The 17,995-nt window shown below is 52.4% G+C and carries 18 protein-coding genes; 13 read left to right on the top strand and 5 right to left on the bottom strand.

The window, feature by feature from the left end; genetic code table 11:
* Positions 1-187 precede the first annotated feature (187 nt).
* Both BRO54_RS03325 and BRO54_RS03320 read right to left on the bottom strand, forming a co-directional pair.
* The gene (locus tag BRO54_RS03325) at positions 188-1,195 is read right to left on the bottom strand and encodes an LCP family protein (protein WP_074043128.1); all 1,008 of its coding nucleotides are present in this window, start codon (positions 1,193-1,195) and stop codon (positions 188-190) included.
* A gap of 33 nt (positions 1,196-1,228) precedes the next feature.
* Positions 1,229-1,870 (bottom strand): YigZ family protein, encoded by a 642-nt coding sequence (locus BRO54_RS03320; RefSeq protein ID WP_074043127.1) that lies wholly within the window; start codon positions 1,868-1,870, stop codon positions 1,229-1,231.
* A 219-nt stretch (positions 1,871-2,089) separates the two neighbouring features.
* On the opposite strand from BRO54_RS03320, the gene BRO54_RS03315 reads away from it, so the two are divergent.
* The 3 genes from BRO54_RS03315 (at position 2,090) to BRO54_RS03305 (ending at position 5,140) form a co-directional block, all read left to right on the top strand.
* Positions 2,090-3,271 carry a sensor histidine kinase gene (locus BRO54_RS03315; RefSeq protein WP_074043126.1) on the top strand — a complete coding sequence of 394 codons (1,182 nt, stop codon included), beginning with the start codon at positions 2,090-2,092 and terminating at the stop codon, positions 3,269-3,271.
* Positions 3,268-3,942, top strand: coding sequence for a response regulator (locus BRO54_RS03310; protein WP_074043125.1), 675 nt, complete (start codon positions 3,268-3,270; stop codon positions 3,940-3,942). The genes BRO54_RS03315 and BRO54_RS03310 overlap by 4 nt, the downstream gene beginning before the upstream one ends.
* A gap of 352 nt (positions 3,943-4,294) precedes the next feature.
* The gene (locus BRO54_RS03305) at positions 4,295-5,140 is read left to right on the top strand and encodes a DegV family protein (RefSeq protein ID WP_074043124.1); all 846 of its coding nucleotides are present in this window, start codon (positions 4,295-4,297) and stop codon (positions 5,138-5,140) included.
* A gap of 158 nt (positions 5,141-5,298) precedes the next feature.
* Here BRO54_RS03305 and BRO54_RS03300 read toward each other — a convergent pair whose 3' ends face one another.
* From BRO54_RS03300 to BRO54_RS20390, 3 genes are all read right to left on the bottom strand, one after another.
* Positions 5,299-6,354, bottom strand: coding sequence for an RNA-guided endonuclease TnpB family protein (locus BRO54_RS03300; protein ID WP_074043123.1), 1,056 nt, complete (start codon positions 6,352-6,354; stop codon positions 5,299-5,301).
* 4 nt (positions 6,355-6,358) lie between these two features.
* Complete coding sequence (gene tnpA / locus BRO54_RS03295; RefSeq protein WP_074043122.1) at positions 6,359-6,757, bottom strand: IS200/IS605 family transposase; 399 nt, start codon at positions 6,755-6,757, stop codon at positions 6,359-6,361.
* Positions 6,758-7,079: 322 nt separating this feature from the next.
* On the bottom strand, positions 7,080-7,223 hold the full coding sequence (locus BRO54_RS20390; protein ID WP_239691193.1) for a hypothetical protein: 144 nt from the start codon (positions 7,221-7,223) through the stop codon (positions 7,080-7,082).
* A gap of 501 nt (positions 7,224-7,724) precedes the next feature.
* Between BRO54_RS20390 and BRO54_RS03285 the strand changes: the two genes are divergently transcribed.
* From BRO54_RS03285 to BRO54_RS03240, 10 genes are all read left to right on the top strand, one after another.
* The gene (locus BRO54_RS03285) at positions 7,725-9,116 is read left to right on the top strand and encodes an ATP-dependent helicase ComFA (protein WP_074043121.1); all 1,392 of its coding nucleotides are present in this window, start codon (positions 7,725-7,727) and stop codon (positions 9,114-9,116) included.
* Complete coding sequence (locus BRO54_RS03280) at positions 9,113-9,805, top strand: ComF family protein (RefSeq protein WP_074043120.1); 693 nt, start codon at positions 9,113-9,115, stop codon at positions 9,803-9,805. Before BRO54_RS03285 ends, BRO54_RS03280 begins: the two co-directional genes overlap by 4 nt.
* 71 nt (positions 9,806-9,876) lie before the next feature.
* Positions 9,877-12,924: a coiled-coil domain-containing protein gene (locus tag BRO54_RS20385; RefSeq protein WP_074043119.1), complete on the top strand. Its 3,048-nt coding sequence runs from the start codon at positions 9,877-9,879 to the stop codon at positions 12,922-12,924.
* On the top strand, positions 12,921-13,217 hold the full coding sequence (locus BRO54_RS03270) for an EscU/YscU/HrcU family type III secretion system export apparatus switch protein (protein ID WP_011232614.1): 297 nt from the start codon (positions 12,921-12,923) through the stop codon (positions 13,215-13,217). Before BRO54_RS20385 ends, BRO54_RS03270 begins: the two co-directional genes overlap by 4 nt.
* Before the next feature lie 56 nt (positions 13,218-13,273).
* Positions 13,274-13,699 carry a flagellar export chaperone FliS gene (gene fliS, locus BRO54_RS03265; protein ID WP_074043118.1) on the top strand — a complete coding sequence of 142 codons (426 nt, stop codon included), beginning with the start codon at positions 13,274-13,276 and terminating at the stop codon, positions 13,697-13,699.
* Between the two features lie 18 nt (positions 13,700-13,717).
* On the top strand, positions 13,718-16,111 hold the full coding sequence (locus BRO54_RS03260) for a flagellin N-terminal helical domain-containing protein (RefSeq protein WP_074043149.1): 2,394 nt from the start codon (positions 13,718-13,720) through the stop codon (positions 16,109-16,111).
* Between the two features lie 82 nt (positions 16,112-16,193).
* Positions 16,194-16,631, top strand: coding sequence for a YaaR family protein (locus BRO54_RS03255; protein ID WP_074043148.1), 438 nt, complete (start codon positions 16,194-16,196; stop codon positions 16,629-16,631).
* A 121-nt stretch (positions 16,632-16,752) separates the two neighbouring features.
* On the top strand, positions 16,753-17,163 hold the full coding sequence (locus BRO54_RS03250) for a TIGR03826 family flagellar region protein (protein WP_074043117.1): 411 nt from the start codon (positions 16,753-16,755) through the stop codon (positions 17,161-17,163).
* Positions 17,164-17,235: 72 nt separating this feature from the next.
* A complete protein-coding gene (gene flgM, locus BRO54_RS03245; RefSeq protein ID WP_074043116.1) occupies positions 17,236-17,502 on the top strand; it encodes a flagellar biosynthesis anti-sigma factor FlgM in 267 nt (88 codons plus the stop codon).
* 15 nt (positions 17,503-17,517) lie between these two features.
* Entirely contained in the window at positions 17,518-17,985 is a 468-nt protein-coding gene (locus tag BRO54_RS03240) for a flagellar protein FlgN (RefSeq protein WP_074043115.1), read from the top strand.
* Positions 17,986-17,995 lie beyond the last annotated feature (10 nt).

Raw genomic sequence — 17,995 nt, 5'->3', positions numbered from 1 at the left:
ATTTTGCCGTTTTATCCAACCCGAATTCAGTCCTATTATGAGAAAAAATGAAAAGTTTTGTTGAAAAAGAGAGAAAAAAAGCAGAGGACATGAAAGGTTGTGTTCTTTCATCATCATTGCGGCATGATATACGCTGTAAATGGAAAAAGGCGCCCCATTGCTTTTGGGAGCACCTTCTTTGTGATCGTTAATTTTGGCTTTGTGTGGATGGTGAATCGCTGCGCGTGAGGGAGGCATTGGACGTCTCGAGCGCTTGCCGCAGCGTTTCATTGATTGAGCTGACCGATTGCTCGTCGGGGATGTAGTAGTACACGCCGTTGATCGTTTCGTCGTATCCTTTCAAATGCAAATTTTCTACATCCGCGTCTTTCATTTTTTGATAGACATAGATGAACGACAACAAATCAGACGGAGGGATGTTCGTCCGCACGTGATCCCCTAAATCGGCGATGACGTCATCCAGCTTCGGCAGCGAGGTGATGGACGTGCTTTTGTCAATAATGGCACGAATGACTTGTTTTTGCCGCTCGTTTCGGCCAAAGTCGCCGCGGGGGTCCGATTTTCTCATGCGCACATAGGCGAGCGCTTCATTGCCGTTCAACTCTTGTTTGCCTTTATGGAACGTATGCCATTTGAGCGAGCCGGTCAGTTGGGCTTTAAACGTAAACGGAACGTCCACCGTGATGCCGCCAAGGGAATCGACGACTTTTTCAAATCCTTCAAAATCAGTCGTCACGTAATAGTCGATCGGAACATCGATCAATTCGTTGACGGCTTCAATCGTCGATTGAATGCCTCCATGACTGTAGGAGTGGGTGATTTTGTCTTTCCGCCCTTCGCTCGGAATGTAAACGCGCGTGTCGCGCGGAATGCTCAACAAATATACCTTGTTCGTTTTCGGATTGACGGTCAAAAGCATAACAACATCAGACCGTCCCTCCTCGTCGTGGTACTGGTTTTCCACTCCAACCAACAGCACGGTAAACGGATCTTTGCGCATTTCAATATCCTTTGGCGGCTCACCCGATGGATCGAGGGCTTGATAAATTTTGCTTGACGCCTGTTTCGTCTCGGAGTAAATATTGTAGCCAAAGGCGCCGACACCCCCGAGCAAAAGAAGAAACACGAGCAAAAATAATCGGCGGAGCCGCTTTTTTTTCTTCCGCTTTTTCACCGTTTTTCTTGTATGATTCATCGTTTAACCCTTCTTTCCTTGTACGGTTTCGTTTCAGGAAGACGGAAGCAACCGCTCGGCATACTCCATCGCTCCCGCTTGAATGTCCGCCCTTCCGTTTGTCAGTTCGGTCATCCACTCGCCGAACGAAGACTGGCCATCCTCAGGAACGAGAACGTCAAACATGACGCGGTCGGCATATAGGATATTTTTAATAGTATATACGGAAGAGCGCAGCTCATTTTCCACTTTCCCAAGCCATGGATAGTCGATCGTGACATGCATGACGCGCATGAGCCGACGTTCGACGATGCCGGCGGCGTTCAGGCCCTCGGAGACGGCGCGGCTGTAAGCGCGCACCAACCCGCCCGCACCGAGCTTGATGCCGCCGAAGTAGCGGGTAACAACGGCGACGGTGTCTTTCACCCCTTTTTTCTTCAACACCTCAAGCATGGGCACCCCTGCAGTGCCGCTCGGCTCGCCGTCATCGTTCGCTTTTTGGATTTGGTCATGCTCGCCGATCAAATAGGCGGAACAGTTGTGGGTGGCGTCCCAATGCTTCTTCTTGATCTGTTGAATAAAGGCGACGGCCTCTTCTTCTGTTTCGGCGCGATTGACATAGCAAATAAACCGTGATTTTTCGATCACGATTTCGTGTTCACCGTATCCTTTGACCGTGTAATATGTTTGCAACAAAGCAAAACACCTCAACATACAAAAAACGCGAAAACGGTTTAATTTTGTTCATTTTTTTGCATGAATGGCTAGCGCTCTACTCTAATTATGGTAAACTGAAAATAAAAGAGCAATAGATAGGGCATGCTTTTATTATTATAAATCGACAACTTTTTTCCTTCAAACAAATTTTGCTGGCGCCCATGTGTACCGTTTGGCAGTGTTGTTGGAGGTTGGCAAATGGCTGAGGCAAAACAATGGGACGTGAAGCAGTTGGATCGGATTGTCGAAAAAATGATCGACACCGTTCAACATAGCAAAGACGAAATTTTTCGCATCGGGGAGCAGTCGCGTCAAGAGCACGACCATTTGCTTCGCGAACTCGAGGAGGTGAAGCGGCTGACCGTGCAGGCGATCGAAGAAGCGGATCAGCTGGAAATGAAGGCGCGTCAGGCGCGCCGCCGCCTGTCAGAAGTGAGCCAAAACTTTTCCACCCACTCGGAGCAAGATATTCGCGAGGCGTATGAGCAGGCGCACGGGCTGCATATGAAGCTGACGATGGTGCGCGAGCGGGAGAAACAGCTGCGGCTGCGCCGCGACGAGCTCGAGCGGAGATTGGCGAGCCTTGCGCAAATTATCGAACGCGCCGATTATTTAGTTGGACAAATTACGGTCGTGCTCCACTACTTAAACAGCGATTTCCGCCAGGTCGGCGAGCTTATTGAAGGAGCGAAGCAAAAGCAGGAATTTGGGCTGAAAATCATCGAAGCCCAGGAAGAAGAGCGGCGGCGGCTGTCGCGGGAAATCCATGACGGCCCGGCGCAGCTGCTCGCTCACGTCCTTCTTCGGTCTGATTTGGTCGAAAAGGTGATCAAAGAGCGAGGGACAGAGGCGGCGATCGCCGAGATTCGCGATTTTCGCAAAATGGTGCGTTCGGCTTTGTCCGAAGTGCGCCGCATCATTTACGATTTGCGGCCGATGGCGCTTGATGATTTAGGATTGGTTCCGACGCTAAAAAAATACTTGCAAACGACCGAAGAATATAACAAGGGAGTCCACATTTCCTTTGTACATATCGGCGAAGAAATTCGGCTGCCGTCGCGGATGGAGGCGGCCGTGTTTCGGCTTGTCCAAGAATCGGTGCAAAACGCCTTGAAGCATGCCGAAGCGCGCCATATCGACGTCAAAATGGAAGTGACGTGCCACCATCTGCTTGTCAGTGTCAAAGACGATGGCAAAGGATTTGATCCATCAGTCAAAAAAGAAAATGCGTTCGGCTTGATCGGAATGCGGGAGCGGGTTGAGCTGCTCGGCGGCACGCTCGACATCCGCTCAAAGATTGGCAGCGGAACGACCGTGTTCATTCGCGTTCCGCTCGACCGTTCGACTGACAAAACGAACAAGGAGGAAAGGAAACGATGAAAACACGCATCGCGATTATCGACGATCACCAGCTGTTTCGCGAGGGCATCAAGCGCATTTTGGAATTTGAGGGCGATTTTGAAGTCGTGGCGGAAGGAAGCGACGGAAGCGAAGCGCTTTCGATCGTCGAAACATACCGCCCCGATTTGGTGCTGATGGACATTAACATGCCGGACATCAACGGCGTTGAGGCGACGAAACAGCTGATTGAAGCTTACCCTGATACGAAAGTCGTCGTGCTGTCGATTCATGACGATGAAAACTATGTCATGCGCGCCTTGCAGACGGGAGCGACCGGGTATTTGTTGAAGGAGATGGACGCCGATACGCTCATTGAGGCGGTGAGAATCGTCGCTGAAGGCGGTTCGTATTTGCATCCGAAAGTGACGCACAACTTGATTCGCGAATACCGCCGCTTGACGACGGAAAGGGGAGGTGTGGCGATCAAGCAGGAGGTGCGCCGCCCGCTTCATTTGCTGACGCGGCGCGAGTGCGAAGTGTTGCAGCTGTTGGCTGACGGCAAAAGCAACCGCGCCATCGGCGAGGCGCTGTACATTAGCGAAAAAACGGTGAAAAACCACGTCAGCAGCATCTTGCAAAAATTAAACGTCAACGACCGGACGCAAGCCGTTGTGGTTGCGATCAAAAACGGCTGGGTTGAGGTGCGCTAATCACGGGAAGAGGGGTTCCCTCTCATTGATGGACCATAGACGAAACCGCCCAACACAAAGGTGCAGCGGTTGGCGCGGGATGGCTGGCGGAAGAAACCGTTCGTTTTTGGCTGCCGCAGGCCGTTCTAAAGGTAGGAGGCGGCTGTCTCGCTCTGTTTCGGCAATCGGCGGAGCCAAAAGAGCACCGTTGGAATATGAGAGCCGCCCTGTGCATCCCTGCTTGGCGGCTGCTGGAGCGGCGTGCCATGCTTGTCCATTTCGGTGCGATGCAGCCCGTCCCGTTTGCAGTGGTGGGCGTCCAGCCTTTTTGGTATAATGGAACAAAATCCTGAATCAGGAAGGAATGGCGTTCGTGAAAACGGCAATTGTCACCGACAGCACGGCCTACTTGCCGAAAGAGGTGCGCGAGAGGCTTGGCATTCGCTTGATTCCGCTCAGCGTCATTTTCGGGGATGAGACGTATCGCGAAGAGATTGATATGACGGCCAATGAATTTTTTGCCAAAATCAAGCAGCATCCGACGTTGCCGACGACGTCCCAACCGTCGGTCGGTGAGTTCGTTGACTTGTTCACTGCCATTCGCGAGGAAGGGTACGAGGCGGTCATCAGCATCCACCTCTCAAGCGGCATCAGCGGCACATACCAAGGGGCGGTCACGGCAGGGACGATGGTGGACGGATTGCGTGTTTACGCATACGACTCGGAAATCAGCTGCATGGCACAAGGGTTTTATGCCATCGAAGCGGCGGAAATGGCGCAGGCGGGGAGGCCCCCTGAGGATATCATCGCTCGTTTGGATGAAATGAAACAAACGTTGCGCGCCTACTTTATGGTCGACGACTTGGCCCATCTGCAGCGGGGCGGACGGCTGACCGGGGCGCAGGCGTTCATCGGCGGCCTCTTGCAAATCAAGCCGCTTCTTCGCTTTGAAAACAAAGTGATCGTGCCGTTTGAAAAAATTCGCACGCGCAAAAAAGCAGTCCACCGCATCGAAGAGCTGTTCGCCGAAGATGCGGAAAAAGGCGTGCCGCTCAAAGCCGCCATCATCCACGCCAACCAGCCGGATGAGGCGGGCCGCTGGCGCGACGAGCTGTCCGCCCGCTATCCGCACGTCGAATTTTCGATCAGCTATTTTGGCCCAGTCATCGCCACGCATGTCGGCGAAGGCGCGCTCGGGTTGACGTGGTATCAGCCTTGACACTCCACACGGCTAAAGCCGTGGGATTCCTGGGTCGTTAGCGTCCTCATCCTTTTCAGGTTCAGACAACGCCCAAGTTCAGGGGCTGTGTCATCAGCCCGTCCCATCGGGTTAGGATGTACCCCGATGGGCGGCGCACCTGTGATCAGTGCGCTAGGTTAGGCGGCAAAGCCCGAAATCGCTTTGGCGATGTTGATTGCGCCATTTAAGTCGGCGTGGAGGGTGTATCCGCATTTTTTACACTGAAAGTGGATGCCATTGCGATTTTCCTTTTCCCGATGTCCGCATTTACACGTTTGGCTCGTATAAGTTGGATTCACCCACTCCACCCGAATGCCTGCCATTTCGGCTTTATAGGCAATCATCGTTTGTAGTTGGTGAAATGCCCAAGAATGAAGGCTTCGTCCTGCTTCTTTGGCCGATGTTGCCCGCTTTCGAATCCCCGTCAACTCTTCCATTCGAATCACGCCAACACCGTTGGCGAGGGCAAAACGGACGATTTGACGGCTGATTTTATGGTTCCTATCCTTCATCCAGCGGGACTCTTTACGGCCGATTTTGCGAATCATATGGAGCTTCTTGGCTTTGCCCAACGTTCGCCGCAAAGCCGCATATCGTCGGCGTACAAAGGCGCATTGGCTCCCTTTGAAAAACAACGATTTCGTTCCTACGCTGGCAACGGCGATATAGCGAAGCCCAAGGTCAACCCCCATCACCTTTGTTTCGTGTCGCGGCTCCATTTCAAAGGTGATGGTGATAGCCAAGTACCATTTCTTTCTCTTTTTGTAGAGCTTGGCTGCCCCTTGTTTGGCGGTTCCATTGATAAGCCGATTCAGCCACGCTTCTTGATAGGAACGCGTGACGACAGGCACGCCAATTCGTTTCTCCAGTGTGGGGAATGAAACCGTGTAGAACTCTCCTTTCTTTTCCACCTTTACGTTTTGGTTGTTAAAGCAACACCATAATGTTCGGAACTTCTTTGTTTTCTGGTTTTTCTTTTGAGACTTCACTTCTCGAATCGTCTGATTCACGACGGCAGAAGGAAACCGCTGCGACGAAAACTCTTTAAAAATTTTGCTCGTCGCTTGATTCAGCTCGGGATGATTCAACAGCCAATTCGCAAACGATGTATTCACTTCTGTCATCCGTTCATACATGTCTTGTTTGACTTTCGTTGGGTTGTGCAGCTCCAGCCTTAGTGTGATCGTGGGCATGGATTCACCCCCTTTTCTTTTGAGATTCCACATAGCGTTTTATTGTTTCACTTGATACATTCTCTGCTGTACTAACGAAGAAAGAGCGTGTCCAAAGACTAGGCAAATGAGACAAGTGTTTAAATTCCTGTCTTAATCGTCTGGAAGTCACTCCTTTCACTCTTGCCATAATATCTGATGGAGAATCAGAAGGGAGGCAATTCAAGAACAAATGGCAATGATCAGGCATCACTTCCATAGCAAGGATGACCCAATCATTCTCTTGGCAAATTTCTTCTACTAACTGCTTGAATCGCTCTTCCACTCTGCCTACTAACACCTTTCTTCGATAACGCGGACAGAAAACAAAATGATAGTTAATCAAAGATACAGTTGTTTTCGTTCTTCGATATTCTTGTTCCATATTATTAATTGTATCAGTTTAATGGTTATACTGCAACACTTAAAGATAAAAATGGTTGCTCTAAGTAATCCTATTAAGGGATTACCGAGCAACGCCGTCTTTCATCCCACGATTGAAACCGTGGGCTTTCAGACGGCTTTTTCTGTAAGCCGAGCGCAAGGAGGAGCGGTCCGCTCCGCCTTGCGCGGCGGCGGATTCTCGTTTCCGCTGTATGGTCGATCAAGATGTTTCAGTCTTCCCGTTTGGCGTTCATGGGACGAAATGATCCGAATGAGTTTTTGGCCATGTGGATGCTATTCATATAAGATTTTTCCCGATTTCCTCATCCAACTTCGATGCACTTGCCATTCTCCTTCGGCTGTATTCTCCATAACTGCCCGCAGCTGACGAATTCATCCGTGACAAACATAAGAGCGAGAAAGCCCATTCCTTTAGGTGTGTGGAATGTCAAATTCGTCAGCTGCATCGTCTTCTTCTCCTCTCTCCGCTTTATGAAACGGACCGGAGATGTGGGGCTGGCCGAACTTGTCGAACCGTTTTCCTTTCCTGAAAAATTTGTCGTTATTTCCCTGGGAATGTTGTCGAAACGCATGATCGCTCGCCTCCATGGCTCCTGGCGAATCTTTGCTGGCGTCATGTTTCGCCGCATTCATTTCTTTCGAAGGCCGATATGTCGTGAAAAAGACGGTCAAACCACATCCTTATTCCATTTGGAAAGGCCTTTTCATCTCCACTTTCTTTTCTGATCGAATGCTGCCGTTTTGTGCATGGCGTCCATTTTTTATCACCTTTCTAACTTTTTAAGAAAAAGAATGCCGTCAGATCGCTCTTCCTGTACCTTTATGCGCTTCAAGCCTCTCAACTTGGGGAGAGGGTGTTTTCCATGGCGTTTTTGCCGCGTCATCTGCTCTTTTTGCCTCCCAGCTAGGGAACGTGCTTTTCATACTTTCAAAAGGAGTGATGCTTCTTGTGCATCCAACGACCATCTTGTGTTCCACACCTCGTTTCATGGTTGAACGGCCAGCGCCTCCCACGCGAACAACTGCCGTTTTCTGATGAAGAAATCAAAGCCGCGGTGCAAGCCAGTTGGGTTCACGAACATCCCGGCCTCATCAAAACATCAAGCGGCTGGCGCTGTATGCGCTGCGGGAATGAAGACGCGCGTCTTTTTGCATCGTTTCCATGCGCCCGCTGTGGGACGGATTGCTGCTATTGCCGCAAATGTTTGATGATGGGGCGCATCAGCTCCTGCACTCACCTTGTGCACGTGACGATGCCACTTCCGTCCGAGCGGCACGAGGCGCCGCTTGTTTGGGATGGGACGCTGTCCGCCGCTCAGGAGGATGCCGCTATGGCTGTCAAACAGGCCGTGCTCGATCGAAGCGAACTGCTCGTTTGGGCCGTATGCGGCGCAGGGAAAACCGAGATTTTGTTTCCCGCCATCGCCGCCGCGCTCGAGAAGGGCTGGCGCGTTGGCCTCGCCACGCCACGGACCGATGTCGTCCGCGAGCTTGCTCCCCGCTTTCGCCAAGCGTTCCCGCGCGTTCCGCTCGCTGTTTGGTACGGCGGAAGCGAAGAGCGCGGGCGGATCGCTTCCTTGGTCCTCTCAACCACCCACCAGTTGCTGCGGGCTTACCGCGTCTTTGACGCCATGATCGTGGATGAAGTCGATGCCTTTCCATATTCTGCTGAGCCGATGCTCGAATACGCCGTCAGTCAAGCGCGGAAAGAACAGTCGAGCCTCATTTATTTAACCGCCACTCCATCCCGCGCTTGGCAGCTTGACATTGCGCGCGGCAAGCGGCAAGCCGCCGTCATCCCCGCCCGCTACCACGGCCATCCGCTTCCCGTCCCCGTGTTCGAATGGTGCGGCAATTGGCGCAAACGGTTAGAGCGCGGCCGCTTGCCCGAAAACGTCCTTGCGTGGGTTCTCCATCGTTTGGCGCAGGGAAAACAAGCGTTTTTGTTCGTTCCCCATATCGATGAGCTTGAAGCTGTCACTCGCCTCTTGCAGCGCGTCGATCCCCGCATCGTCGGCGTTCATGCCGAAGCCCCAGACAGAGCCGAGCACGTTCAGGAATTTCGCGATGGGCGCGTGCCGTTGCTCGTCACAACGACGATCCTTGAACGGGGAGTGACGGTGCCGAACATCGATGTCGCTGTTCTCGGCGCCGAAGACCGCATCTTCACGGAAAGCGCTCTCGTGCAAATCGCCGGCCGCGTGGGCCGCCACGCCGCATTTCCGGATGGCGATGTCCGCTTTTTCCATCACGGGAAAACGAACGAGATGGTGCGGGCGCGCCGCCATATCCTCCGGATGAATGAAGAAGCGAAGAAAAGGGGGCTGTTGCGCCCATGAACTGCCTTCTTTGCCATTCTCCGTACAACCCGATCGCGAGCTGGCGCCAGCTTCTTTTCCTCGAAGACCTTGACGTCCTTTGCCCGCGCTGCCGCGGGTTGTTCAAACTCATTGACGGCCGCCTTTGCGAGATGTGCGGCCGCCCGCTTGAGGAAGCCAAGCCATCGCTGTGCGCCGACTGCCTACGGTGGCAGGAAGATGAACAGTGGGGGAGGGTGCTCGTGAAAAACCGATCCGTGTATATATACAACGACTGGATGAAAGAAGTCGTCGCCTTATGGAAATTCCGCGGCGACTATGTCATCGTCGAGGCATTCCGCCGTCCGTTTTCCCAAGCGTTTCGCCGACATTTCGGCCGCGATTGGCACATCGTCCCGATCCCGCTGAGCCCCGAACGGCTGTATGAGCGCGGCTTCAACCAAGCGGAAGCGCTCGCCCGCCTGCTTCCGTTTCCGTGTTTTCCTTGGCTTTCTCGCAAGCATTCCGAAAAACAATCGAAAAAATCGCGCCGCGAGCGGCTGGAGACCGACAACCCGTTTTTTCTCTCCGGCCATCCGCCGATAAATGGGAAGCGAATCGTTCTCATCGATGACATTTACACGACGGGCATCACCGTCCGCCACGCCGCCCGCGTCTTGCTTGAGGCGGGGGCGGCCGAGGTGGGGGCGTTGACGCTCATTCGCGCGTAACAGTGTAAACATTGGAAGCCTACGTGCCGATATAAACAGTAGCAACCCAATGGAGCGGAAGGTGAACGGGGATGGAAATTCGCAACGTTTTTACCAGACAACCGATAACGGCGCCAAATCAAACGCTGATGGTGCAAAAAGGCGAAACATACGATGCCGTCATCAAAGAAAGCCGAGACGGCGAGGCGGTCGTCGTTATCAAGGGGACCGACGTGCGGGTGCGAACGGAAGGAGAATGGCCGAAGGAAGGACGCGCAACGATCAAGATTGTCGGTGAACAAGACGGGCTTCCCGTAGCGCGCTTCGTCTCCCGCCCTCAAGAAACGGAAGCGGCCGATCGGGCAACCCGCCCCGTTGTTTCCAGTCCGTTGCCCGCCGGATGGAAACAAGTGGAATCTTGGCTGCACAAACAAGGGCAACCGCTCACGAAAGAGGCCGTCTCTACATTGCAGACATTTTTCGCCGAAGGTCCAGGCACGGTAGAACAAAAATTGGACACCGTCCACGCTGTCATCAATAAAAAACTGGAACTAACAAGCACTCACCTTTTGGCCGTTCACGAGGCATTGCATGGACAACCGTTTGGCGAGCGGTTGGTGGAGATTGTCAAGAAACTAGATCCCGCCTTCGCGTTAGGCAAACAAGAAGCACAAGGTATGGAGAACGAGACAGCCCCCAACCACTCCCTAGACATGGCTGATGATTCGGAGCGAATGCGGATGCTAGCAGCAGACACATTCACCCGCGAATCGAGCCAAGGGAAAAGAACAGCAGATGGAATCAATGAGATGGCTGTCAAAGCCGACAGACAATTCACGGACATAAGTGCATCGCTGAAAGAAGTGATCCATTCAAGCGACGAAGGACAAAAAGCAAAGGAATTTCTTCAAAAGGGAAGCACATGGCACAATTCGGCGCAAACCGTTCAGACGGAAAAGCCGTCAGCCAGTGCAACAGCCGCCCGAATCCACCAAGTGAGCGAACAAGTCGCCCGCGAGCCGAACTTGTCGAAAGCGATGGACTATGTTCGTCAGCACGTGGTCGAAGCGGTGGACGTCGACGGAAATGTAGCGGAACGGTTGGACCGTGTCTTGCGTGAGGTGGTTCAGCTGCAACGACAAGGGCTAAAAATCGAAGCCCGAGTGCGGTTGAATCAAGCGTTGATACAGATGGAACAAGAGGTTCGCGCTTCAGAGGCAGGACATCAGCTTGAACGTCGAATTTCGTATGACTCCGGAGTTCTGGCGAAGCAGATCCGAGACATCCGAACTGAGGCGGCGCGAACGCTAGATTTATCCCAAGTATTGACGCGGGTTCGTGACCAACTGGCTGAAAACAGCCAGTTGCCGGCAGCTGTACGTCAGAAGGTGGAAGCGTTGCTCAAAGAAACGGCTTGGCTGCAGCAAATCGGCCAACATGGCCTAGCGAAAACCCATCTTGTGCGTCAGCTTGCCCAACTTGAACAAGCGGCAGCTGTTGACCGTGCCATGCATCCCGCCGCTCCTGTTTCCGCGAGGCAGGCGGCGAACGCGCAAGAGACGGTGGACAGTGCGGCAGGGAAACAAACTGCACAGACTCCTGCGGCTTCACCGTTAGAGCAAATAGACAGCGCCATTGAGGACCGATTGCAACGCCACGTTTCACAGATAAACGTCCAAAGCGACACAGCAGATTTGGAACAATGGGCTGAGCAGATGAAGGAAGCCATTCGTCGGGCGATCAAACTTTTCCAACACGAACCAATATTGGACAAAGCGTTGGATGCGGTTCAGGGGAAGATGAGAGAAGCGCTTCACTCTCAACCTCACTGGAGACAATCATGGGACGATGCGTTAGCTAAAGCTATGGAACTGCAGGAAAAAGGGCGGGAGCTCGCCGCAAGGCAGACAGTGCTGAAAACGTTGAACGAGATCGAAGCGTCGCTCTCTTCCCCCTTAAACGACCGCACCGCCCATATAGATGCTTTGTTTGACGGGCCATGGCAAGCGGGTTTGCCGCTGCAAACGAAGGACTTTCTCGTGCAAACGGTCACGAAAAAAATGGCGCAGGCGGCCCGTGATTTTCAAATGGTGAAGCGCGACATTATGCGCCATTTGGAAGCGGCGCTGCAATGGACGGAACAAGGCGGACAAGGTACCCGCCTGCAAGTCAAACAACTGTTGGAAACAGCGATGAAACAACTGGACAACGCCATTTTAAAAAGCGACATCCTGCTGTTTACGGACATGGCGACAGAAAAGCAGCTGATGAAAGCAAGCTCCCAGCTGGCCGAAGCGAAAAAGCGGCTTCACCAAGGGGATGAACGCGGGGCGCGGAAGATTGTGAATGAAGTGAAAGACGTTCTGGCGAATATGGTGTTGAAACCGTCCGAAACAAAAGTGAAGCATTTTGTAGCTGGATTGGGCGAACCGCAGGCAGATTTGTCAAAAGCATTTCTCCGGCAAATGAACGAAGCGGTGCAGCCGTTCGTTGACGGACCGTCGGCGCGTCAATTGTTTGAAGCGCTCCGCCGATTTGGCTTCATGCACGATTATGAGGCGGCTGAATCGCTCGTGCAGAAAGGCGCTGACGGGGAAGGAACACCGCAGAATATGAAGGCGACGCTTCTGCAGCTTGCACAAAGTGGAAATGAGCCCATCGCCCGGCAAGCGGAACAAGCGTTAACGAATCTGACTGGTCAGCAACTGCTAAACCGATGGGACGCTGGGGCGGGCATGCAAAGCCTGTTCTTCTCCTTGCCGTTGCTATGGCGAAACGAAGTGCGGAACGTCAACGTCTATGTCAACGCCCGCCAAGATGGCGAGCGAATCGATTGGGAAAATTGCCGATTGTATTTCTTGCTGGAAACGAAAAAGTTAGGGGATCTCGGCATTTTGCTTCAGGCCAATGAGCGAAGCTTGTCCATCACCCTTCGCAACGACCGCGATGACTTTGCCGAGAAAGCCGCACCGTTCATCGATATGGCAAAAGAACGGCTCGAAGAGATCGGCTACCGCGTCACATCGGTTAACGTGACGAAACTGACGAATGAAACGAAACGGCAGGAAGAGGAAAAGCGAGCTCCATCGGCTCGTTCATCTGCGCCGTTTACGGAAAGAGGGTACGATTTTACGATATGATGGCCAAATATTTTAACCAAAAAAAGCGGAGGCAAATGAACGGCCCGACGGCGGCCGTCATTCGCTATGACGAATCTTCGGGCCAGTCGCCCATGGTTGTCGCGCAAGGAAGCGGGCATGTGGCGCAGAAAATCATTGAACTGGCGAAACAGCATCACGTCCCTATTCAAGAGGACCCATTGCTCGTGCAAAACTTGCTTCAGCTTGATCTTGGCGACCGCATTCCGCCGCAGCTGTACGCGGTCATTGCCGAAATTTTGATTTTGATTGAAGAAATTGAAAAAAATGATTAAACATTGTCGACTCATCGCCGATATAAAAGGCAGAGGGCAAATGGGGGTGCACGGCGTTGGACTTTTTAACTGAGGAATGGATTTACCAAAAAAACTCACAACAGCTGACGGCATTGTTATATGAAGGATTGATGGAATGTTTGGAAGAGGCCATCACGGCCCTTGAACAAAAAGACTATTTAAAAACGAACAAACAGCTGCAAAAAGGAAACGACATCCTCCGCCGCCTCGGCGTTGGATTGCGCTATGACGCGGGCATTATCGCCCATCAGTTGGATGCACTCTACAACTATATGGCAGAGCGCCTCATCGAGGCGAATATGAAAAAAGACGTCAAGATCGTTCGGGAAGTGCTGCAATTAACCACCACAATCGCCACCGCGTGGAACGAGGCGCTGAAAAGCGGCGCCTCCCCCGCGCAAACGGCGCTCAAGCAAAAAACAGCAGCGTACGAGCAATTCATTGCATACGAGAAATCATAAGCAAAGGAGCGGATGTTTGTGCGAATCAACCATAATATTCAGGCGCTCAACGCCTACCGCAACTTGGCGGCCAACCAATCGAACATTTCGAAAAACTTGGAGCGCCTCTCCTCTGGTTTGCGCATCAATCGGGCGGCTGACGACGCGGCGGGGCTTGCCATCTCGGAAAAAATGCGTTCGCAAATCCGCGGCTTGCAAATGGCGGAACGGAACGCGCTCGATGCGATTTCGTTGATCCAAACGGCGGAAGGGGCGTTAAACGAAGTCCACAGCATCCTGCAACGGATGCGCGAGTTGGCCGTGCAGGCGGCGAATGATACGAATACGTCAGAAGATCGGGAAGCCATTCAAAAAGAAATTAACCAGTTAACATCTGAAATTAACCGAATTGCCAACTCCACCGAATACAACACGAAAAAATTGCTCAATGAGTCCGTTTCCAGCCAAGCAAGAAGTGTGCAAATTGCTGCAGGCAGCTTTTCAGCAGGCAGCACAACGATCGATGGGACGAGCCTAAAGTTAGATCCGGAAAGCACGATTGTGGCCGGAGATTACAAGGTGAAAATCGAAGACGTTGCTACGAAGTCACTGCAAAGCACTGGCCCAGTTGCCGGCGGGGTGCAACAAATTACGTTAGACCCGACGTCGAACTTGGCGGTTGGCAGTACATATGGGGTTAAAATTGAACAACAGGACGTAAAGGTAATTACAAATAACCCAGCATTATCACCAGAGATTGATGCAGTGTCTATTGCACCGAATTCCCCGCTAAGCGATGGAACGGTGAGCTTATACATTCGTCGCACGAATGATGCGAACAATTTCCAAGCGGGCGGAACGGGTCTGATAGGAGTGCAATTTTCCACCTCTGCGGACCTAAATCCATCGGATGCGTTTACGATACGAACAAAGTCCCAAGCTTCTGGTGTGCAAAACGGGACGGCTAGTGGTCTATATATTACTAATGTCAATATTGACTCTAGCAAATTTTCATTAAAAGGAGAAGATTTCCGTCTTGTCTATGCGGAAACATCGACGGGATCCGGAATGTTTACGGTGACTTTGCAAGATAAAAATGGGAATCCTTTATCTCAGGCGGTCATCTTGGACAATAACCAACAAAACTATGAGTTTTATGATTCATTCGGCAACAAGCTCGGCGTTTCCTTTACGACGATTTCCGGTATTAACGGAGCGCTAGCTGCAGCTAACGAAAACGGAAAATACAACGAATTTGATATCGACGTCGCGCTGTCTTTGGAGAAAAATGGAACGCAAATCGGAACAGCTACCATCACTCCGACGGATGGGATGGCTGGCAATGTGACCATTAATGGCTCGGATGGGATTAGTTACACGATCAACCATAACGGATACGCCAACGCGAACATCAACCAAATGGCCACGTTTGGCGTACAGAGCACGCTTTCATACTCGACTGATGGGACAACTTTCACCACGTTTAATGCAGGTGACAATCTCACCTTAAACGGCGGCATTTTCGTTGATACAGCCGACAATATCACTGACTATGCGACAGGGGATACAACGGTACAGATTAACGTTGGCACGACTTCATCGTATACAGCGACACTCGTCGATGCATCAGGTACTGCTGTTTCTGGCGCACCGACGCTCATTGTCGACAATAACGGCACGTATTCGTTTGGCAGCGGCACAGGCGTTTCGTTTACGACTGGCACATTGTCGGCGGGAACACGGACGTTTACGGTAGGGGCAACGGTCGCGACAAAAGCAACGTTGAGCACGAACGGCGTTGAGGTCGAGACGTTGAACAATATCGCCCCAAATACGACATTGCGTTTCCATAATGGCGACCTCACGATGGACATTGGGGCGCTGACGAATGGCGAAGCTTCCTTTACGATCACAGGAGGAACGAACGACCAGTCGCTGAAAATTCAAATCGGCGCGAATGAAGGACAAATGTTAAGCGTCGGCATTGACGATATGCGTGCGCTCGCTTTAAAACTTTCCGGCAACAGCGCTGGCGGAACCGTTTCATTCACAAACCATTTAGGGGAAACCGTCACCGCCTATTATACGAGTACTGCTGGCGTCAACAATGGCGACGTGACGGAATATGCTCTTGATGTAACGACGCACGAAAAGGCGACAGCGGCTGTAAAAGTTTGTGATTATGCCATCGCCCGCGTATCGGAACAACGATCGAGTTTAGGGGCTGTGCAGAATCGTCTTGAACACACGATCAATAACTTGAAAACGGCGGAAGAAAACTTAACATCGTCCGAATCCCGCATCCGCGATACGGATATGGCGATGGAGATGGCCGAATTTACGAAAAACAACATTTTGACGCAGGCGGCGCAGGCGATGCTCGCGCAATCGAATCAGCTGCCGCAAGGGATTTTGCAGCTGTTGAAAAGCTAATCTGACCGCATCGGGCGGGGCATAAAAGCCTCGCCCTTTTCCTATCGCTGTGCGATAATGGAGGTAACGAGAGGTGATGGCGATGGAAGTGCAAAAAATCACGCGCGCTGGGCTGGTGAACGTGAGCCGCAAAGATGAAACACCGATGGAATCGGTGTCATTCACCGAAGTCATGGCGAAAACGCGCCGCAACGTCGTATGGGAGCGGATCAACGAACAAGTCCGGCAAATCGAGGAGCAAGGGAAAAAGCTCGCCGAGTCACGGACGGTTGAGGATTTGCGCAAATATAAACAGCTCGTCAAGGCGTTTTTGGACGACGCCGTGAAAAACGGCCTTCAACTTGAAGAACAGCGCGGCTTCAGCCGCGGCGGGCGGGCGCGCATTTATAAACTCGTGAAGGAAGTCGATCAAAAGCTCGTTGAACTGACGAACGAAGTGCTGCAAAAAGAGCAGCGTGGGCTCGAGATTTTGCGGCTCGTCGGCGAGATTCAAGGGCTGATCATCAATATTTATACATAATGGATCGGTGTGTTGAAACGCTCTGTTTGCCGCAGCCGGCCTAGAAGGCCTTCATGTGGCGGTTGAGGAAGCTGATTGATCAACAAAGCGATTTGATGTCGGCAATCGGGAGGGGAAGACGGTGGCAGAACTAGCAAATTGCGCGAAGTGCGGGCGGTTGTTTGTCAAACACTCCGTTCGCGACGTATGTGAATCGTGCTATCAAGAGGAAGAACGGCAATTTGAACGCGTTTACGCCTTTTTGCGCAAACGGGAAAACCGCACGGCGACGATGGCGCAAGTTGTTGATGCAACAGGCGTTGAGGAGAAGTTGATCATCAAATGGATTCGCGCGGGGCGGCTGCAGCTCGTCCATTTTCCGAATCTCGGCTATCCTTGCGACTCGTGCGGAGCGATGATCCGTGAAGGGCGGCTGTGCGCGAAATGTTTAGGCCAGCTGCAAGCCGACTTGCGCCGGGCGGAGGGGGAAAAGGAAAAAGAAGCTCGTCCCCGCCATGCGACTTATTACACCCAAGACTATCAAGAACGCTAAACATTTCCGTCAACGTTCCGATATAAACAATAGCCAAATGCAAACAAGCGCCGGTCAAGCGAGGTGAATGTGATGAAAATCCACCATATTGGACCGATGGGCGTCAACCCGTACCAGCGTCAGCTCGCCAAAACGGAGCGGCTGGCGACGGAGAAGGCGCCTAGCGATCAAGTGGAAATTTCGAAAGAAGCAAAAGAGCTGCAAGAAGCGTCAAGCTGGGAACAGGCGCGGCAGGCGAAGCTGGACGAGCTGCGGCGGCAAATCGAAAACGGCGCATACCAAGTCGACCCGCGGGCGGTCGCCAAGCGGATGATCGACTATTACCGAAACCATCGATAAAGGAAGCGGATCGTGATGACGTTTGCGGCACTCATCCATCTTTTGCGGACGCACATCGAGCTGCATGAAAGCTTGCTGGCGCTTTCGCGGCGGAAGACGGAAGCGTTGAAGAAAAACGACATCGAGGCGCTGTCGGCCTTGCTTGCCGATGAACAAAAGCATATTTTGGCCATCCGCCAACTCGAAGAACGGCGGCGGCGCTGGCTGAAAGAGGTGCTCGGCGATGAAACGGCGACCGTCGCCCAATGCGAGGCGATGGCGAAAGGCAAGGAGCGCGAGGAACTGCGTGAATGCCGTGAGCGGCTGAAACAGGCGGTGAACGCGGTGGCGGAAGCGAATGAATTAAACCGCCAGCTCATTGAGCAGTCGCTCCAGTTTGTCACCGCCATGATCGAGACGTTCACCCCAACGCCGTCCACTTACAGCTGCACGCAAGAATATGCACCGTTGCCCGACCGCCCGTTGTTTGAATCGAAAGCGTAAGGAGGAGAAC

This window comes from Geobacillus proteiniphilus (genome assembly GCF_001908025.1).
GTDB lineage: Bacteria > Bacillota > Bacilli > Bacillales > Anoxybacillaceae > Geobacillus > Geobacillus proteiniphilus.
This window is presented reverse-complemented; position numbering and strand designations above follow the sequence as displayed.